At 70.5% G+C, this 18767-nt stretch carries 14 protein-coding genes; 8 read left to right on the plus strand and 6 right to left on the minus strand.

Features of this window, described 5'->3' with window-relative positions; genetic code table 11:
* Positions 1-60: 60 nt before the first annotated feature.
* The 4 genes from ABT170_RS08025 to pepN all read right to left on the minus strand — a co-directional run bounded on the left by ABT170_RS08025 (position 61) and on the right by pepN (position 8975).
* Positions 61-1089 (minus strand): aspartate-semialdehyde dehydrogenase, encoded by a 1029-nt coding sequence (locus ABT170_RS08025; RefSeq protein ID WP_329944054.1) that lies wholly within the window; start codon positions 1087-1089, stop codon positions 61-63.
* Positions 1090-1336: 247 nt separating this feature from the next.
* The gene (locus ABT170_RS08030; protein WP_351865038.1) at positions 1337-4639 is read right to left on the minus strand and encodes a S8 family serine peptidase; all 3303 of its coding nucleotides are present in this window, start codon (positions 4637-4639) and stop codon (positions 1337-1339) included.
* Positions 4640-4939: 300 nt separating this feature from the next.
* Complete coding sequence (locus tag ABT170_RS08035) at positions 4940-6010, minus strand: hypothetical protein (RefSeq protein WP_351865041.1); 1071 nt, start codon at positions 6008-6010, stop codon at positions 4940-4942.
* A gap of 364 nt (positions 6011-6374) precedes the next feature.
* Entirely contained in the window at positions 6375-8975 is a 2601-nt protein-coding gene (pepN, locus tag ABT170_RS08040; RefSeq protein ID WP_329944051.1) for an aminopeptidase N, read from the minus strand.
* A gap of 146 nt (positions 8976-9121) precedes the next feature.
* Between pepN and ABT170_RS08045 the strand changes: the two genes are divergently transcribed.
* The 3 genes from ABT170_RS08045 to ABT170_RS08055 all read left to right on the plus strand — a co-directional run bounded on the left by ABT170_RS08045 (position 9122) and on the right by ABT170_RS08055 (position 11822).
* A complete protein-coding gene (locus ABT170_RS08045; protein WP_329944050.1) occupies positions 9122-9772 on the plus strand; it encodes a mycothiol-dependent nitroreductase Rv2466c family protein in 651 nt (216 codons plus the stop codon).
* A gap of 225 nt (positions 9773-9997) precedes the next feature.
* Entirely contained in the window at positions 9998-11182 is a 1185-nt protein-coding gene (locus tag ABT170_RS08050; RefSeq protein ID WP_351865045.1) for a serine hydrolase domain-containing protein, read from the plus strand.
* A 79-nt stretch (positions 11183-11261) separates the two neighbouring features.
* Positions 11262-11822: a DinB family protein gene (locus tag ABT170_RS08055; protein WP_329944048.1), complete on the plus strand. Its 561-nt coding sequence runs from the start codon at positions 11262-11264 to the stop codon at positions 11820-11822.
* 150 nt (positions 11823-11972) lie between these two features.
* Here ABT170_RS08055 and ABT170_RS08060 read toward each other — a convergent pair whose 3' ends face one another.
* Positions 11973-13040, minus strand: a complete 1068-nt coding sequence (locus tag ABT170_RS08060; RefSeq protein ID WP_329944047.1) for a TSUP family transporter — start codon at positions 13038-13040, stop codon at positions 11973-11975.
* Between the two features lie 603 nt (positions 13041-13643).
* On the opposite strand from ABT170_RS08060, the gene ABT170_RS08065 reads away from it, so the two are divergent.
* The 4 genes from ABT170_RS08065 (at position 13644) to ABT170_RS08080 (ending at position 16716) form a co-directional block, all read left to right on the plus strand.
* Positions 13644-13985: an RNHCP domain-containing protein gene (locus ABT170_RS08065; protein ID WP_329944150.1), complete on the plus strand. Its 342-nt coding sequence runs from the start codon at positions 13644-13646 to the stop codon at positions 13983-13985.
* Positions 13986-14027: 42 nt separating this feature from the next.
* Positions 14028-14450, plus strand: coding sequence for an RNHCP domain-containing protein (locus ABT170_RS08070; protein WP_329944046.1), 423 nt, complete (start codon positions 14028-14030; stop codon positions 14448-14450).
* A 224-nt stretch (positions 14451-14674) separates the two neighbouring features.
* On the plus strand, positions 14675-15649 hold the full coding sequence (locus ABT170_RS08075) for a phosphotransferase family protein (protein WP_329944149.1): 975 nt from the start codon (positions 14675-14677) through the stop codon (positions 15647-15649).
* Between the two features lie 221 nt (positions 15650-15870).
* Complete coding sequence (locus ABT170_RS08080) at positions 15871-16716, plus strand: hypothetical protein (RefSeq protein WP_351865049.1); 846 nt, start codon at positions 15871-15873, stop codon at positions 16714-16716.
* A gap of 135 nt (positions 16717-16851) precedes the next feature.
* Here ABT170_RS08080 and ABT170_RS08085 read toward each other — a convergent pair whose 3' ends face one another.
* Positions 16852-17496: a CatB-related O-acetyltransferase gene (locus ABT170_RS08085; RefSeq protein ID WP_351865052.1), complete on the minus strand. Its 645-nt coding sequence runs from the start codon at positions 17494-17496 to the stop codon at positions 16852-16854.
* Positions 17497-18021: 525 nt separating this feature from the next.
* On the opposite strand from ABT170_RS08085, the gene ABT170_RS08090 reads away from it, so the two are divergent.
* Positions 18022-18624: a GNAT family N-acetyltransferase gene (locus tag ABT170_RS08090; RefSeq protein WP_329944043.1), complete on the plus strand. Its 603-nt coding sequence runs from the start codon at positions 18022-18024 to the stop codon at positions 18622-18624.
* Positions 18625-18767: the final 143 nt, after the last annotated feature.

Consider the following 18767-nt stretch of genomic DNA (forward strand, 5'->3'; position numbering starts at 1 on the left):
TGGGCGGCCACCGGAACGCGGTGGCCGCCCATCGGCGTGTGGAACGTGGGGCGTGAGGGGTCAGCCCTGGAGCTCGGCCGCCACCAGCTCCGCGATCTGCACGGCGTTCAGCGCCGCGCCCTTGCGGAGGTTGTCGTTGGAGACGAACAGCGCGAGGCCGTGCTCGACGGTCTCGTCGACCCGGACGCGGCCCACGTACGAGGCGTCCTTGCCGGCCGCCTGGAGCGGGGTCGGGATCTCCGAGAGCTCGACGCCCTGCGCGTCCTTCAGCAGCTCGTAGGCGCGCTCGACGCTGATCGGGCGGGCGAAACGGGCGTTGATCTGGAGCGAGTGCCCGGAGAAGACCGGGACCCGGACACAGGTGCCGGACACCTTGAGGCCCGGGATCTCCAGGATCTTGCGGGACTCGTTGCGGAGCTTCTGCTCCTCGTCCGTCTCGTACGAGCCGTCGTCGACGATCGAACCGGCCAGCGGCAGCACATTGAAGGCGATCGGGCGCTTGTAGACACCCGGCTCGGGGAAGTCCACGGCCTCGCCGTCATGGGCGAGCCGGTCGGCCTCGGCGACGACCTTGGACACCTGGCCGTGCAGCTCGGCGACACCGGCGACACCGGAACCGGACACCGCCTGGTAGGTGGCGACCGTCAGCGCTTCGAGGCCGGCCTCGGTGTGCAGCGGGCGCAGCACGGGCATCGCGGCCATCGTGGTGCAGTTCGGGTTGGCGATGATCCCCTTGGGCCGGATGAGCGCCGCGTGCGGGTTGACCTCGGAGACGACCAGCGGGACCTCGGGGTCCATCCGCCAGGCGGAGGAGTTGTCGATCACGACGGCGCCCTGGGCGGCGACCTTCCCGGCCAGCGCCTTCGAGGTCGCGCCACCGGCGGAGAAGAGCACGATGTCCAGGCCCGTGTAGTCGGCCGTGGAGGCGTCCTCGACGGTGATGTCCGTGCCCTGCCACTCGATCGTGGAACCGGCCGAGCGCGCGGAGGCGAACAGCCGCAGCTCGGCGACCGGGAACTTCCGCTCGGCCAGGATCCTGCGCATGACTGTGCCGACCTGACCGGTGGCGCCGACGATTCCGACCTTCACAGGAGCTCCTCTGTACGTTTGTGCGGCCCGCTTGCCGCTCCATGATGCGTATGTCCCTGCCCGCCTTGTCCAATCCATTGTCCGGCCTGCGGAATCCTGGGACACGGACCGGACATTCTGTGGCGTTCCGGCCCCGGAGGGGGAACATCTCCGGGGCCCCGGGACCGGGCGGCGTACGACGTACAGCGGGGCGGGAGCTCCCGGGAGAGCGCCCGCCCCGCTGGTTGTTCCATGGATCACACAGGCGTTACGGCGCGACCTTCTCGATCACGACGCTGCCGGTGCCCGCCGCGGTTCCGCGGGGGTTCACCAGCCGGACCTCACCGAAGAACTGCCGGCCCTCGGGAGCCGCTCCGGCGACCAGGACCTCGGCGCCGACCTGGGCCGAGGCGCCGTTGGCCAGGTTCACGGCCTTCGACTCGTCGACCTTGATCGTGCCGAGCGACGGCGAGTAGTACACGTCGCGGTAGTCGTACTCGGTGGTCCCGGCCGGGACCGAGTAGCCGTCGATGACGACGGTGTACGTACCGGCGGCGGGCTTGACCAGGCTGACGGCCTCCTCGGAGCCCGCGGTGGTCGACTTGCCGACCTCCGCGCTGCCCTTGAAGACGTACAGGTCCAGGTCGGCGTTGGCGTCCGAGGTGCCGCCGATGGCGACGTCCAGCTTCTCGACGCCCTCACCGATGGTGACCGTGGTCTCGTAGGTCTCACCCGTGGAGAGCGACGGACGCTCGACGTTGGCCGAACCCAGCGAACCGCCCTTGAGCTTGCCCTCCAGGGCGGCGGCGTTGTTGGTGACCGTCCAGTCCACCGCGGCCGGGCTGCCGATCTTCGCCTCGGCGATGGTCTGCACGGCCGGGTCGAAGGACGCGCCGAGCAGGCTGACGTCCAGCTTGTACGGGTTGTCCAGCAGCGGCGACGTACGGCGCGACTCGACCTCGATCTCCCAGACGCCGGGCTGCGGGTCCTTGTAGGACCGCACGTCCGGGCGGCAGGTGTTGGCCGGGTTCTCGTAGTTCGGGTAGCAGTAGATCGTGGCGCTGTCCTCCATCGCGACCCCGTACGGGTGCAGGGAGATGAACCGCGTCTGGCTGCCCGAACGCAGGGCGCTGAGGGCGACCTCAAGGGTCTTGGCGCCCGCCGGCACGTTCAGGAAGTACGACGTGGTGCTGTTGCGCTGCACCGAGCCGGACGCCTTGAACGCGTAACCCGGCTTCTTGAGGTCGGTGGCCACGACGACGGTGGTGAGGATCTGGTGGTCCACACCGACGGTCTTCTTGTCGTCCACCGTGAGGATCGCGCTGTGCACACCGGCCGAGCCGGGCTTCGCCTGGACCTTGACGGTCACCGGCTTGCCGAGCGGCAGCGAGACGGTGCTCGGGCCGGTCAGCTTGAAGGTGCCGTCGTTGTTCTTCCACTTCAGCTTGTGCTTGACGTTGCGGTCCGGACCCGTGGTGCGGGTGACGGTGACGTCGTACGACTTCTTCTGGCCGGCCTTGAGGCCGCCCTCACGGTCGTACAGGCCCGTGCCGAAGCCCGGGTCCTTCAGCGCGAAGTCGATCGCGGTGTCGACCGGGGCCTTCACCGAGTACTCGTGCGCGGTGGCGCCCTTGCCGATGGCCTTCCAGGCACCGACGATGTCGATGAGACCGGCACCCTGGGCGTGCGCGGGCACGCCCTTGATGTGGGTGGCGGTGCTGGTCAGCGCGGTGCGCAGATCGGCCGGCGGCAGCTCGATGTTCTGCTGCTTCGCGGCGGACAGCAGCAGCGCGGTGGCACCGGCGACCTGCGGCGAGGACATCGAGGTGCCCTGGAGCATGGAGTAACCGGCCGGCAGGTCGTAACCCGCCTCCTTGACCGGTCCGCCCGGCAGCCAGGTCTGGGTGGTGTTGATGGAGGCACCCGGACCCGTGATGACCGGCGCGAAGCCGCCGTCCTCACGCGGACCGCGCGAGGAGAAGGGCAGCATGTCGTACTTCTTGGTGACGTTCGAGCCGTAGTTGGCGGCCCACGTCTCCTTGGAGATGGAGGCGCCCACCGAGATGACGTGGTCGGCGAGACCGGGGTCACCGATGGTGTTGACACCCGGACCGTCGTTGCCGGCCGAGATGACCAGCTGGACGCCGTAGATGTCGATGAGCCGCTTGTAGAGCTCGGCGCGGGCGTTGTTGCCGTCGTTCAGCGGCGGCAGGCCGCCGATCGACATGTTGACGACATCGACACCGCGGTTCACGACGAGGTCGATCATGCCCTCGGTGAGCGCGATGTTGGTGCAGCCACCGGTCCAGGTGCAGGCGCGCGAGGAGACGATCTTGGCGCCGGGCGCCGCACCGTTCATCTTGCCGCCGAACAGGCCGTTGGCCGCGGTGATGCCCGCGACGTGCGTGCCGTGCGCGCCCTCGATGACACCGATGCTGACGAAGTCGGCCTTGGCGCCCGCGGCGTTGTAGACGACGTTCTTGCGGGTCTCGACGACGAACGGGATGCGCTCGACGACGTCGGTGCGCGGGTCGTCCTTGCCGAAGTAGGAGACCTGGTGCTTGTCCTTGTACGGCTTCAGGACGGTGTCGTTGGAGAAGTTCGCGTCGTTGTTCAGGTCGACGCGGGTGGTGCCGGTGACCGGGTCGTACAGCACGCCCCACGTGTCGGTGGTGTCACCGTCACGGTTGAGGTCGCCCGCCATCTCGCCGCCGAGTGTGGCGGACTCCTTGAACAGGCTGAAGCGGTACGAGCCCGCGGGCGCCGAGTACGTCCTGCCCTGGGCGGTGAACGTCGGGCCGGAGACCGCCTCGGTCATCCGCAGCCAGGTGCCGTCCTCGTCGTCGACCGGGTCGGTCGCGGTCACCCAGTCGACGATCTTGCGCTCGCCGGTGGTGGTCTTCTGGAGGGCCGGGTGACCGAGGTCGACGCCGGAGTCCAGGACACCGATGGTGATCCCGCGGCCGTCGGCCTTCGGGTGCTGCGCGACGAAGTCGACCGCGCCCGTCTCGAAGGACGGGTTGTACGGGTTCTTCGCCGGGGTCTTCCTGCCCGGGGCCGGGTAACTGCCCGTGGCCTTCGCCTTCTTCGCCCCGGCGGCCCGGTCGCCCGAGGGCGTCGGGTCGTCCAGCTTGATCTCCTGCTTGAGATCGATGCCGAGAACGGACGACAGCTTCGACGCCGCCTTGATCGTCGACTCGGCCGAGGCGGTCGGTACGGTCGCGCGGACATAGCCGAGCTTGTCGTACGTCTGCCCCAGCACGGACCCCTTGACGGCGTCCAGCTGCTTGGTGACCTGCTCGGTCGCACCCGGAGTGGTGGCGACCATCATCGTGACGTTCTTCTCGCCCTTGGCCTCGGCCTTGGACAGCACGTCGGCGTCGGCCTTGCCGAGCTTGTCGGTCTTGCCGCTCGTGGCGGACGGCTTGACGGCGGGGGCCGGGTCATCGGCGGCGAAGACCGGGGCGGCACCGGAGGCGGCCAGTGCGGCCACCAGACCGGCGGCGGCCGCGATACGGGCCGCGCGTCTCGCCCCGGGTATGGAGCTGGGGGATTCCTTGGTCATCAGCATCCCTGGTATCTGAAAGAGAGAGTCCGGAATTCGGTACCGGATGACCGCTCACCCTTTCGTAAATGACAGGGGTTTGTGGAGAGTTGACGGAGACGAGAATTGGACATGGCAGAGATCCGCCAACGCGGCTGATGCGTCACAGGGGATGAATGGGGTGAAAGTCGCCTACCCGGAGCCCGGCCTCCGCCTCCCCGGAGTCCCGGAGCCCGCCCGCGCGGCCGACGGCTCCCGGCGCGGAAGGGCCATCGCGTACGCGGCAGTCGTTCGGCGCGGAAGGGCCATCGCGTACGCGGCAGTCGTTCAGCGCGGAAGGATCATCACGTACGCGGCCGGCTCGCGGTCGGCCGCCGCCGTCAGCGCCGTACGCACCACCGTCGCCTGCTGCTCCATCGCCTCGCGCAGCTTCCTCGGGGCGACGGGGACGACGGTGATCCCGAGCTCCTCCAGATGCTCCCGCCCGGTGGCGTACGCGGACCCCCGCGCGTCGTGCTCCTTCTGCTCCCCGGCCTCCGGCGCGCTGTGCCGGGGCGCTCGGGTGTCCAGCACCACCGCGACGGCCTGGTCGGGCCAGTAGGCGTCGACGCCGCCCAGCCCCGGGCCGCCCGGCATCCGCAGCTCCACGTTCCACAGCGGGTCCGGCAGCCCCTGGTCGCGCACCATCGCGTACAGCCGCCGCTCCGCCACCGCCCGCCCCTCGGCCAGCAGCGAGTCCACGGCGTCGACCACCGGCGCCCGGCTCAGCAGCTTCGCCGCGCTCAGCTCCCGTACGACCGCGGCGGGCTCGCTGTGCCCGCCCCGGACCGCCTCGGTCAGCAGTCGGCGCACGGCCGCCGCGTCCGTCAGCTCCGCCACCGCGTCGGCGAGCGCCCGCTCCACCGGCGCGACCGGTACCCCCGCGACCTGCCCGGGGCAGGGCAGTCCGGCCGACCGCAGCACCTGGACGAACCGGGTCGAGCGCAGCCGCCGGGTGCGGGGCACGAGCACATCGATCCGGCGCAGCGACATCAGGGGCGGGGCGGAGTCGAAGCCGTACAGCGTGAGCGCCGCGAGCCCCGTGACCATCGCCGCCCCGTATCCGGACCCCGCTTGCGCGGCGGCGGCCTGCGGGGAACCCGCCCGTCGTCCTGGGGCCGGCGTACGCCCTGCGTAGAGAAGGGCGCCGTGCAGCCGGTCCGCACCGGTGGGCGGCTCCCGGTGCAGCAGATAGACCCCCGGCAGTAACTGCTGCCAGGGGCCGCTCGGCAGGCACTGCGAGGCGGCCTGTGTGGCGGACACCCCGTGCGCCCGCAACTGGGCGGTGGACAGCACGCGTTGGCGGACCTCGCGGAAGTGGTTCAGGGGGCAGGAGGAGAGCGGGGTGTTCTGGGTCATGTCCCGGGGTTTCCCGCTCGACACGTGAGCGCTAACCCCTGTTACACACCCGTCGACAATTCAGGACAACGCTGTCCTAAAGGACGGATGTTCGACGGCCGAAAAGAGCCGTGACACAGCGGATTGTGCCGGGGCGCCACGAGCAGATGTGCGAGCGCCACCCGAGCGCCCCTCGCGCACCCCTTTACACAAACCCTTCGCGCAATCCCCTCACACAGGCGGCTCGCACGGGCCGCTCACGCCCGCCGCCCGGTGCAAGCCGCCTGCGCGATCCGCCCGTGCGGCCTCGCGCGCGCAGACGCGCTCGCGCGGAACCCCCCTAGTACGAGGGGCGTTGCGCGAGCGCGTCTTCGTCCCGTGCGGCTCAGGCCTTCTTGTCGCACTCCTGGGCGCGCAGCGCACGCGCCAGGTCGTCGCGGGCCTCCAGCACCAGACGGCGCAGCGCCGGTGCCGCGTCCGGGCGCGCGGCAAGCCACGCGTCCGTCGCCGCGAGCGTGGCCGGGTCGTCCTGGAGCCCCGGGAAGAGCCCCTTGACCACGTCCATGCCGATCTGGATGGAACGCTCGGCCCACACCCGCTCGATCGCCTCGAAGTACGCGGCGGAGTACGGCGCCAGCAGTTCGCGCTGCGAGGGCTGCACGAAGCCCGCGATCGTCGCCTCGACCAGCGCGTTGGACAGCTGGTCCGATTCCACGACCGCCGCCCACGCCTGCGCCTTCACCGCGGCCGAGGGCCGCGAGGCCAGAGCGCGCACCTGGTGCCGCTTGCCGGACGCCGTGTCGTCGCGGGCCAGTTCGGCGTCGATGACCGACTCGTCGGCCACCCCGTGCGAGGCCAGCGGGGACAGGAACGCCCAGCGCAGCTCCTGGTCGACGTCCAGACCCTCGATCCGGGCGGTGCCGTCGAGCAGCTCGCCCAGCAGCTGGAAGTCCGACTCCGAGGTGGCGGTCGCCGCGAAGAAGCGGGCCCAGGTCAGCTGGTGCTGGCTGCCCGGCTCGGCGAGCCGCAGCTCGTGCAGGGCGCCCTCGGCCAGTGCCGTGCCGCCCTCCTCGCGCCAGGCGGGGGCGGCGTAGTGCACCAGCGCCGACTGCGTCCACGCGTGCAGCATCTGGAGCACGCCGATGTCCGACTCCCGGCCGGAGAACGCCAGCACCAGGTGGACGAAGTCGCGGGCGGGCATCAGCCCGTCGCGCGTCAGGTTCCACAGGGCCGACCAGCACAGCGCCCGCGCGAGCGGGTCGGTGATGGCGCCGAGGTGCTCACGCAGGGTGGCGAGGGACACCTCGTCGAAGCGCACCTTGCAGTACGTCAGGTCGTCGTCGTTGACCAGGATCAGCTCGGGCCGCTCGGCCCCGGCCAGCTCCCCGACCACCGTGCGGGGCCCGGCGACGTCCACCTCGGCGCGGGCGTAGCGCACCAGGTCGCCGTCCGGGTTGCGCCGGTACAGGCCCACCGCGACGCGGTGCGGGCGCAGCTCCGGGTGCGACTCGGCGGCCTCCTGGACCACGGCCAGCTCGGTGATCCGCCCGGCCTCGTCGTACGTGGCGACGGGGGTGAGCACATTGACACCCGCCGTCTGGAGCCAGGAGCGCGACCAGGCGCTCATGTCGCGGCCGGACGTCTCGGCCAGCACCGAGAGCAGGTCGCCCAGCTGGGTGTTGCCGTACGCGTGCCGCTTGAAGTAGCGCCGGGCGCCTTCCAGGAACGCGTCCCGTCCGACGTACGCCACCAGCTGCTTCAGGACGGAGGCGCCCTTGGCGTACGTGATGCCGTCGAAGTTCAGCTTGGCGTCCTCCAGGTCACGGATGTCGGCCGTGATCGGGTGGGTGGAGGGCAGCTGGTCGGCGCGGTAGGCCCAGGCCTTGCGGTTGTTGGCGAAGGTGATCCACCCGTTGGTGAAGCGGGTCGCCTCCACCATGGAGAAGGACCCCATGAAGTCGGCGAAGGACTCCTTCAGCCACAGGTCGTCCCACCACTGCATGGTGACCAGGTCGCCGAACCACATGTGCGCCATCTCGTGCAGGATGACGTTGGCCCGGCGCTCGTAGGACGCCGAGGTGACCTTGCCGCGGTAGATGTACTCCTCGCGGAAGGTGACACAGCCCGGGTTCTCCATGGCGCCGAGGTTGTACTCGGGCACGAAGGCCTGGTCGTACTTCCCGAACGGGTACGGGTAGTCGAAGTGGTCGTGGAAGAAGTCCAGCCCCTGCTTGGTGACGAGGAAGATGTCGTCGGTGTCGAAGTGGCGCGCCAGCCCCTTGCGGCACATCGCCCCGAGCGGGATCTCCAGCTTGGAGCCGTCCTCGAAGGTGCGGGTGTAGTGGTCGGTCTCGTAGTGGTACGGACCGGCGACGACGGTCGTGATGTACGTGGAGATCGGCTTCGTCTCGGCGAAGGTCCACACCTCGCCCTCGTGGGACTCCTCGGCCCCGTTGCTCCACACGCGCCAGCCCTCCGGCGCGGTCACCCGGAAGCGGTACGGAGCCTTCAGGTCGGGCTGCTCGAAGTTGGCGTAGACCCGCCGGGCGTCGGCCGGCTCGTACTGCGTGTAGAGGTAGACCTCGCCGTCCTCCGGGTCGACGAACCGGTGCATGCCCTCGCCGGTCCGGCTGTACGCGCACTGCGCGTCGACCACCAGGACGTTCTCGCCCTCGACGAGGGAGTCCAGCGCCACCCGGGTCCCGTCGAAGACGGCCGCCGGGTCCAGGGCCGTACCGTTCAGCGTCACCGCGTTGACGCTCGGCGCCACCAGGTCGGCGAAGGACGAGACCCCGGCGCGGGCCGCGCGGAACCGGATGGTGGTCAGTGAGCGGAAGGTCCGCGGACCGGTGCCGCCGGCCTCCCCGTCGCCCTCGTCGGGCTCACCGATGGCGGAACGCAGGTCGAGCGCGACCTCGTATCCGTCGACGGTCAGCAGCTCGGCCCGCTCATGGGCCTCGTCGCGGGACAGGTTTTCACCAGGCACGGGCACTCCTTCGTGACGCGCGTTTTGTGTCGTGTTCGAACGCCTTTGATCCTCGCATGCGGCCCGGAGCGCCGGTATCCGGGAATGGGTGAACCGCCCTGCGGTGTTCTGCCGCACAGGTGGGAACCGCCCTCTTGAGGAGAGACATGTCTGACAACAGCACGGTGAACGGCAGAACTCCGGCCGACTTCTGGTTCGATCCGCTCTGCCCCTGGGCGTGGATGACCTCGCGCTGGATGCTGGAGGTGGAGAAGGTCCGCGACGTCGAGGTCCGCTGGCACGTGATGAGCCTGGCGGTCCTGAACGAGGACAAGATCGACGAGCTGCCCGAGGAGTACCAGGACCTTCTGGCCAACAAGGCCTGGGCCCCGGTCCGCGTCGTCGTCGCCGCCCAGCAGAAGCACGGCGACGAGGTCGTCGGCCCCCTCTACACAGCGCTCGGCACCCGTATCCACAACAACGGCGAGGGCCCGACCCGCGAGGCGATCGTCGGCGCCCTCAAGGACGTCGGGCTGCCCGCCGACCTCGTGGAGTACGCCGACTCCGACGCGTACGACACCGAGCTGCGCGCCTCCCACAAGGAGGGCATCGACAAGGTCGGCCAGGAGGTCGGCACCCCGGTGATCGCCGTACCGGGCGCGGACGGCGAGCAGATCGCCTTCTTCGGCCCCGTCGTCACCCCCGCCCCGAAGGGCGAGGAGGCGGCGAAGCTGTGGGACGGCACGCTGCTGGTCGCGTCGATCCCGGGCTTCTACGAGATCAAGCGGACCCGGACGCAGGACCCGATCTTCGACTGAGGCCGTTTCGCCCTCCGTTCGCGGCTCGTGTCCGAGGGCGGGCGGGGCGGGTGGCGCGGGGTGCCGGCCCGAGCCCCGCACCACCCCCGGAGCCGGCAGCGGCTCCGGGGGATAGCCCCACCAGGAACGGGCAGCTAGCGGGATCGCCCCGGGCGACCGTGTCCGGAAATGCTGGGGGCCCGGCGACAACGCCGGGTTTCCCCAGGTTTCCGTAGGAGTTGGCCCGTGCGCGAGCAGGCGAGGCAGAAGTTCCGTTCTTCCGGGCGGCGGCAGCGGGGTGGCAGGCGCGGAGCCGTGTCCGCCGCGGCGGCGGTGGTCGTGGGCGTCATGACGGTGGGGGCCCTCGCGCCGCCGGCGGCCTTCGCCGCCTCCCGGCCCGACGCCCCCCGGCCGGACACCGTCCAGCGGAACCTGAACGCGCTGGTGAACACCCATGGCATGCCCGCCGCGCTGGCGAGCGTCACGGACCGCGAGGGCCACCACCGGACCTACACCGCCGGAGTGGGCGACCTGGCCACCGGGGCGGCGGTGCCCAGGGACGGTCAGGTGCGGGTCGGCAGCAACACCAAGACGTTCACGGCCGTGGTCGTGCTGCAACTGGTCGCCGAGGGGCGGATCCGCCTCGGCGACCGGGTCGAGACCCATCTGCCCGGCCTCGTACGCGGGGACGGGATCGACGGCCGCCGCATCACCGTCCGCCAGCTCCTCCAGCACACCAGTGGACTGCCCAATTACACCGACTACGACATCCAGCCCCGCTACTACGACCCCGAGGAGCTCGTCGGCATCGCCCTCCAGCACAAGGCCGAATTCGCCCCCGGGAAGAGCTGGAAGTACAGCAACACGAACTACGTGCTGGCCGGCCTGATCATCCAGAAGGTCACCGGCCGCCCCTTCGCCGAGGAGTTGGACCGGCGCATCATCCAGCCCCTCGGGCTGCGCCACACCTATTTCCCCGCCCCCGGCGACGTGACCATCCGGGAACCCCACCCCAAGGGCTACTACCCGCTCGCGGAGGGCGCGCCGCTGACCGACTTCACGGAGACGGACCCCTCCTGGGGCTGGGCGGCGGGTCAGCTGATCTCCACCAACTCCGACCTCGACCGGTTCTTCTCCGCGCTCCTGGACGGCCGTCTCCTCCCGCGGGCCCAGCTCGCCCAGATGCGTGCCCATACCCGCCCCGCCGACGCCACCTTCGGCACCGGCGCCCGCTACGGACTGGGACTCATGAGCAAGCCCCTGTCGTGCGGCGGTGTCTACTGGGGCCACGGCGGCAGCTTCCCGGGATACGAGACCCGGGGCGGCGTGAACCGCGAGGGCCGCGCGGTGAACATCGCGGTGACCACCCAGCCGAACGCCGAGGCGGACAAGGCGCTGGAGAAGGCCGTGGACACGGCGCTGTGCGGCTGACCCTCTCCCGAACCCCGTTCGCCGGGCGGCAGAGAAAAAGGACTGGTGGACTCGGTCACTCACACACGAGCATGACCGCATGAGTGATCAACCCGCACGATGGAGCCAGGCAACGGTCTACCCCGACATGTGGGCCGACCCGGACAACGACCCCCGCGAGAACAACAACGGCAGTCCGGACGGCGAGCTTCCGACGCTGCTGGACTTCCTGTCGGGATACCGCCTGACGCTGCGGATGAAGTGCGAGGGACTGGACCCGGAACAACTGGCCCGCCGTTCGGTTCCGCCGTCGACGATGTCGCTGCTCGGCCTGATCCGGCACCTCGCCGAGGTGGAGCGGGACTGGCGCAACTGGATCAGCCACGATGAACCGCTGCCGAAGCTGTACGGCGCGCGCGACGCGGACTTCGACGGGGCCGTCGCTGATCAGGCCGTGGTCGACGCCTCGTACGCAGATCTGGAGCGCGAGCAGGCCGCACTCGACGCCGCGCTGGCCGAACACCCGGATCTGGGCGAACGCCTGGGCAGGGAAGACATCGCGATCCGGGAACTGATGGTGCACAGGATCGAGGAGTACGCCCGCCACTGCGGGCACGCGGACCTGCTGCGCGAGTGCGTGGACGGCAGGGTGGGTCAGTAGCGGAGAGCCGGTGGCGGGCACCGGCCCGGCCTTCGGCGACCCGGGCCCGTCGCCCAGCCGCGGGCCGCCCCACCGTGCGCCGCACGGTGGGGCTTCGTGCTGTCCCGGCCGCCCTCTCGTGACGGAGGCCGAACGTGGCCGGAGGCATGGTCATGGCGTTCTGTCCGAACTCCCGGACAAGGCCGATGCGGATCGTCGCGCGTGGTGACCTTCGGGCTCACCGGGCCGCGGGAGTGGTGCGGCGTAGCGGTCCCGCCCGACCAGGAACAGACACAGACCGGTGAACAGTGCCAGCGTGAGGACACTGGCCACGACGATGCCCGGGGTGAACGGCACCAGCAACAAGGTGCTGGCCAGTTCGGCGCCGATGAGGACGAAGAGAACCGCCCGGATCGCGACCGGGGACAGCCTGGTGCAGTACCAGGCTCCCAACGGGGCGCCGACGGCGACGACGGGGGCGGCGGCCACCCAGTAGTCGACCACCGGTCCGGTGAAGTCGCCGGTGACGAACACATGGGTGAGGAACGCCGCGATCGACACCACGGTCATCATCACCACCGTGGTCGGGGTGGCCACCTTTTCGGACACCCGGAAGAGCAGCACCAGCAGCAGGAACATCACGCAGTTCTCGCCCACGCCGGCCACCCCGCTGATGACACCGCCGGAGAACCCGGCGACCAGGACCAGCCGCCGCTCCCGTGCGGTCCACACCGGGACGGCGGCGTTGCGCCGGTAGCCGCGCTGCCTCAACTGGATCCCCAGCGCCACCGCGAGCGCCACCAGCAGCATGGTGAACAGGGCTCGCACGGCCGGCAGCGGCACGAGCGGTGCGAGAAGCGTCGCGCTCAGGACCACCCCCACGACCCCGGCGGCCGAACCGTGGAGCACCACCCGCCGCTCCACGGGTATCCGGCACAGCAGGATGGACAGCGAGGCCGCCGTCATACCGATGGACTGGATGGCGAAGGTGAAGATCCGGGCCTGGTCCGGCGGGACGGCCAGCATTTTGGTCAGGGCCGGGAAGGCGATCGCCCCGCCGCCCTCGCTGGTCCCGCCGCCCACCAGAGACCCGAACACCATGGTCACCGCCACCCGCCAGTTCTCGGCGAGGACATCGAAGTAGCGACTGCCCCAGACCAGCGCCCAGATCAGCCACACCACCCCGGCGAGCACCATGTTGACCACCAGGACCCTCGGCAGTCGCGTGTTCCCCGACACCGCTTCCCCTCTCGTCACGGGAGCGGTTCCGCCGGACGCTCCCCACCGGTCGACCGACCGACCGGCCAGTGCACCGGGGAAAGGCTGCCCCATCGTGTGCCGCTCGATGGTGCTTCGTGCTGTTCTCAGCAACTACGAAGATCCCCTCCGGTCTCGGCCGGTGTCCGTCCCGGAGATCCGAGGGAGCGTAATCCGGTGGATCCGGACGGGCAGGCGTGGTTACGCTGCTCGTACCTCCGCCGCGGTACCGACCGCAGGCGACGTCTGGGCGCACACCGCCCTGGAAAGCAGTTGATGTATGCCCCGGCCAGTGATTCCGAGCCTCCCTCGCCGCGCCTTCCGCGCCGGGGCGACCGGGTCCGACCGCATGCCGCTGTTCACGGCTTCCTGCTGACCGACTGAAGCAGTACGCAGTACACGCCGTACGCCGTCCGGCCCGTTTTCCGCGCCCCGTCCTTTCGCGCCCGCGCCCTGCGCCCCCGTGCCCCGCACTTCGCGCCGGGTGCCCCTGAGGGTTGCTCGGTACTTCCCTGCTGCTTTGTTCCTCACCTTCGGCAAGGAGTGATCCGGGTGTCCGACGACAACCCCCAGAACCGTTCAGCCATGTCCTTCATCGACACCTTCACCTGTGTGCGCTGCGGACTGACCGTCGCCGCGCACGCGCCCGGCGGAGACCGGCGCAACCACTGCCCCAGCTGTTTGCACTCCAAGCACCTCGTCGACCACGTCGAGGGCGGGCCGTCCGACTGCGAGGGGCGGATGACCCCCATCTCCATCGCGGTGCTGCGCACCGGTGACTGGATGGTCGTCCACCGCTGCACCCGCTGCGACGAGCTGACCTCGAACCCGGTCTGCGGGGACGACAACCAGCTGATCCTGATGCGGATGGCCGTGCGTCCGCTGGCCCAGCCACCGTTCCCGCTCGAAGCGTTCGGTGACCTGTGAACCGGGCCCGAAGGCTCCGCGGGAGCGGAACGGGAGGCGACCGTGCCACGGCGTAGACCTCGACAGTCGGGGCGGCAGCACCGCCCCCAGCGGCCCAAGGACGTGCTCCACGGACCGGCGGGGGCGCGTGGTGACGCGTTCCGGTGCGTCGGCTGCCGGCTCGATGTACCACTGGTGGCACCGGGCACGGCACACCGCAACCACTGCCCGTCCTGCCTGGCCAGCCTGCACGTCGACCGGCGGATACCGGGCGACCGATCGGCCCGTTGCGGCGGACGCATGGAGGCGCTGAGCCTGTCGGTGCGGCAGGACGGGGAGTGGACGCTGATCCACCACTGCCTGACCTGCGGGGAGTTGAGCGCCAACCGCATCGCGGGCGACGACAACGCGCTGGCTCTGATGCGGCTGGCGCTGCGGCCGTTGGCGGACGCCCGTGTCCCCGTACGGGCGCTGTTCGCGCTGTGACACGGCGGGGCGCCCGGAACCCTCCGGGCGCCCCGGGGCCGGTGGGCCCGCACGTCCGGCTGCCGCCGGTTTCCCGCGGAGCCCGCGATCCGGCGGTCACCGTCGGTGATCCTGCTCCGGGGAGCGACCGGGCCGGAGCGAACCGATCGTCCCTCCGCCACCGCTCCCGTAGGGTTCGCGGGTTGTCTGATGGAGAGGCAGGTCGGAACGTGGCATCCGGAGCAGTGACGCGGGAGCGGTTGGCGGGTGCGGCGCGGGCCGCGCTGGGGGCAGGGCGGCGGCTGGAGGCGGTCGAGCGGGTCGCGGGCGGAAGCAAGAAGGGCGTGTACCGCCTGGTGATGGACGACGCGACGACGGCGATCGCCTACCTGTGGGACGACGCCGAGAACTACTGGCCGACGGCCGAGGGCGACGACGACCTCACCGATCCGTTCTCGCCCGGTCTCAGGCTCGACCTGTTCGAGGCCGCGCACACGCGGCTGGACGCGCTCGGAGTCCGCGTTCCGGCGATCCGTCTCGTCGACCGCGACGGCGCCCACTGCTCGGCCGACCTCGCGATCGTCGAGGACCTCCGGGGCGAGAACCTGGAGGGCCTGCTCGCGCGCGACCGGCACGCGGCCGGTCCGGTCATGGCCCGGCTCGCGGAGTCGCTGGAGGCGATGCGGGGCCACCGGGCACCGGCGTACGGCAAGGTGGGCGTGGTCGACGGCGGGGGAACGTCGCGCGGTACGTCGTGCGAGGGGGTGGTTCTCGACCGCGCCCTGAGGGACCTGGCCGAGGCCGCCTCGCGCGATCCGCGGATCGCGGGCGCCCGCGACCGGCTGGCGGAGCGGCTGCTGGACCTGGCGGCGGCCGTGCGGCCACGCACGCAGTACGCGGTCGTGCACGGCGAACTGGGGCCCGACCATGTGCTGGTGGACGCGGACGGCAACCCCGTGGTGATCGACATCGAGGGACTGATGTACTTCGACGTCGAGTGGGAGCACGTGTTTCTGCGCATCCGTCTGCACGACACCTATCGGCTGCTGGGGGCGGACGGCTTGGACGAGGACCGGCTCGCGCTCTACACGCTGGCACAGCGACTCTCGCTGACGGCGGGTCCGCTGCGACTGCTCGACGGGGACTTCCCCGGCCGGGAGTTCATGGTGGGCGTCGCCGAGTACAACCTGAAGCAGGCGCTGGAACTGGTCCACGCTTGAGAGCCGGCGCCTGAACGCTGCTGCCGAGCCGACGGCAGGACGCCGGGGTGCCGGTTCGCTCGGCGCGGGCCCGCAGCGCCCACCGGGTGCACGAGACATCGGTCTCGGGCGGGGCCAGGCCTTGGTCCCGTGCCCTGCCCGTGGCGTCGCCGCGCGCCTGTTCTGGTCCGCGCGGATAATGGGACTGTCTTCCGAGGGGGCAAACGGGCAAGGAGTCGTCCATGACGGCCTGCTGGAAGAGGCGCCGCGCTCCCTGTGCGGCCGTGGCGTTGACGCTCGCCCTTGCCACCGCCCCGATCACCGCGCACGCCGTTCCGGCGGAGCCGCAGGCCGATCCGGGGACCGCGAGGGCCCTTGAGCCCTGTACGGAAGCCACTTCACCCGTTGCCGTCGCGCCCGGTTATGACGGCCTGTACACCCACTTCGCCGACCTGGCGTCCGGTTGCTCGGTGGTCACGAACGTCGGCACCGTGCCCCTCCAGCTCTGGAGCGACAACGGCGGCGTGATCGGTGCGCCCGCGCATCCCGCGACCCCTGCGGGGTGGGCCGACGAAACCGCCGCCCGGCAGATCCTGCTCGGGCTGCCTCAGGGAAGGGTGGTCGTCCTGCCCGGAGAACGGGCGGTGCTGTACCAGCCACCACCTGGGTACACCGTGGATGTGGTCCCCCTCGAACTCACCCAGGAGGCCGTTTTCGCGGCGCAGTACGCCGGGCTGGCCCGGGATCTCGCCGAGCGCGACGGAGTCCAGGTCGTTCCGCTTCCGCTGTACAACCGATTGGGCAACGCCATCAACAAGTGCGCGAAAGCCGCGGCCGGTACGTGGAACGAGCTGGGGCGGGAGGGCGGTGTGAACTCGCTGGCGGACATCTTCGACCAGGCGAAGGGCCTTCCCTCGTGCAAGACCGCCTACAGCATGCTCGACCCCAGCTCCACAAGCGCCGACAAGCCCTCGTTCGTGGAGAAATGGCGGAAGCAGGTCACCCGCTTCAACGTCAAGTGGAACACCCAGCTCGCGGACGACATCATCACGCGCTACGCCAGCAACCTGGGAAAGCTCTTCAGATGACATCCGCGTGAAGGCGGGCGGGAGCCGAAGCCAGGAGATCGGCCACGGCGACGACCTCAACCGCCCGATTCGACAGCGAGGAATCGTGAGCAGCCAAGACCTTGTCCCGCCCGCCCCGTTGTCCGGGGGTGCCGTTCACGCGCCGGGTGCCGCGGCCTCCAGTTCGTCGAGGGTGCCGGACATGACGGTGCGGATGTGCCGGCTGAGGTGTTCGGTGGGCCAGTCCCACCAGGCGACCGCCAGCAGGCGCGCGACGTCCTTCTCCTCGTACCGGGTCCGGATCAGCTTCGCCGGGTTCCCGCCGACGATTCCGTAGTCCGGAACGTCCGAGACGACGACCGCCCGTGAACCGATGATCGCGCCGTGCCCGATGCGGACACCGGGCATCACCGTGGCCCCGTATCCGAACCAGACGTCGTTGCCCACCACGGTGTCGCCCCGTGCGGGCAGGCCGGTCAGCAGGTCGAAGTGCTCGGACCAGGCGCTGTCCATGGAGGGGAAGGGGAAGGTGGACGGTCCGTCCATGCGGTGGTTGGCGCCGTTCATGATGAACCGCACCCCCGTGCCCAGGGAGCAGAACTTCCCGATGACCAGCCGCTCGGGCCCGTAGTGGTACAGCACATTGCGGGTCTCGAACTCCGTGGCGTGCTCGGGGTCGTCGTAGTACGAGTACTCCCCGACCTCGATCAGTGGAGAGGTCACCAGCGGTTTCAGCCGCACCACGCGTGGCTGACCGGGCATCGGGTGGAGGACGGTGGGATCGGCGGGCGCGGGGCTCATACGTATCGCTTTCGGCTCGTACATCGGGGGACCGGGGTGGGGAGAAAGGGACGGAAGGCAAAGGGGCGCAACGCGCGGGGACAGTGTCGGCGTGGACCACCACCCCCATCGTTTCAGCCCTGTGATCGTCGCGGCACGTAATTTCTCTCCGTCCGCGAACGGCCCCGGGCAGGCTGAACTCACGTGAACGGTGCGACCGTCGGGGGGATACTGCGCGGATGAGCGCCGAAGCCCCCAGGACCGAAGCCCCCAGAACGCGGCAGGTCGACGTGGTCGTCGAGGGCGTCCCGACCGCCGGTCCGGGCCGGTCCTGCCCCGCGTGGAACGGTCCGGGTGGAAATTGAGGGTCACCCGGAGCGCCGGGTCGAGCGGAGGACCCGACGAGAGCTCCCCGACATGGCGACCCGTTCCCCTCGGGGGCTTTGACGGCAGCGGCGCGGTCGGACGGCGGCGGCAGCGGGCCGGGCGATCCGCCGACGTGCCGCCGTCCGGGAATTCTCCTGCCGTCCGGATCGTCTCAAAGGTATGTCACAGCACCAGAACGACGCTTCCGTACGCCCCATCACCGACGCCGATGTCCCGACCGCGGTCGACTCCCTCACCTGGGCCTTCGCCGACTATCCCTACACGCGGTACGTGATCGCCGAGGATGACCACGAGGGCCGGATCCGGCGGTTCCAGGAGCTGTGCCTGACCCGCATCGGGATGGTGTACGGCCGCGTCTGGGTCGCTGAAGCGGGCCGCGCCGTCGCTGTCTGGTCCACTCCCGACCAGGACCCCTCGCCCGCCTTCGCCGAGATCGGCCCACTGATCGGTGAGCTCGCCGGTGACCGGGCGACCGCCTTCGAGGCCGCGGAACAGATCGTCGCCCCCCATCGGCCCCAGGAGCCGGTGTGGTTCCTCAACACGGTGGCGGTGACTCCGGAGGCCCAGGGGCGCGGTCTCGGCGGCGCGGTGCTGGCTCCCGGCATCGAGGCGGCCGAGCGTGCCGGACACCCGGCCTTCCTGGAGACCTCCAGCGAGCGGAACGTGGCCTTCTACGAGCGCCTCGGCTTCGAGGTCACCGCCGATGTCCAGCTTCCCGACAACGGCCTCCGCACCTGGTGCATGCGCCGGGATCCCCGCTGAGGGCCCGACCCGCGGACCCGCCGCTGGGCCGCCCCGTCCGCCACTCGCGCGTCCCCACCGCAGGGCCGGGAAGACACCGGGTGCCTCCGTCTAGTAGGTTCGAGTGAGTTCCCATGAGGAACTCACTCGTTTCGGAGCAGGGA

Source organism: Streptomyces sp. NPDC001787 (assembly GCF_040297465.1).
Lineage (GTDB): Bacteria > Actinomycetota > Actinomycetes > Streptomycetales > Streptomycetaceae > Streptomyces.

Coding starts and splice junctions, on each gene's coding strand:
- ABT170_RS08030 (WP_351865038.1), bottom strand. CDS start 4,639: ATGCTGATGACCAAGGAATCCCCCAGCTCCATACCCGGGGCGAGACGC.
- ABT170_RS08035 (WP_351865041.1), bottom strand. CDS start 6,010: ATGACCCAGAACACCCCGCTCTCCTCCTGCCCCCTGAACCACTTCCGC.
- ABT170_RS08045 (WP_329944050.1), top strand. CDS start 9,122: ATGTCTGACAACAGCACGGTGAACGGCAGAACTCCGGCCGACTTCTGG.
- ABT170_RS08055 (WP_329944048.1), top strand. CDS start 11,262: ATGAGTGATCAACCCGCACGATGGAGCCAGGCAACGGTCTACCCCGAC.
- ABT170_RS08065 (WP_329944150.1), top strand. CDS start 13,644: ATGTCCTTCATCGACACCTTCACCTGTGTGCGCTGCGGACTGACCGTC.
- ABT170_RS08080 (WP_351865049.1), top strand. CDS start 15,871: ATGACGGCCTGCTGGAAGAGGCGCCGCGCTCCCTGTGCGGCCGTGGCG.
- ABT170_RS08085 (WP_351865052.1), bottom strand. CDS start 17,496: ATGAGCCCCGCGCCCGCCGATCCCACCGTCCTCCACCCGATGCCCGGT.
- ABT170_RS08090 (WP_329944043.1), top strand. CDS start 18,022: ATGTCACAGCACCAGAACGACGCTTCCGTACGCCCCATCACCGACGCC.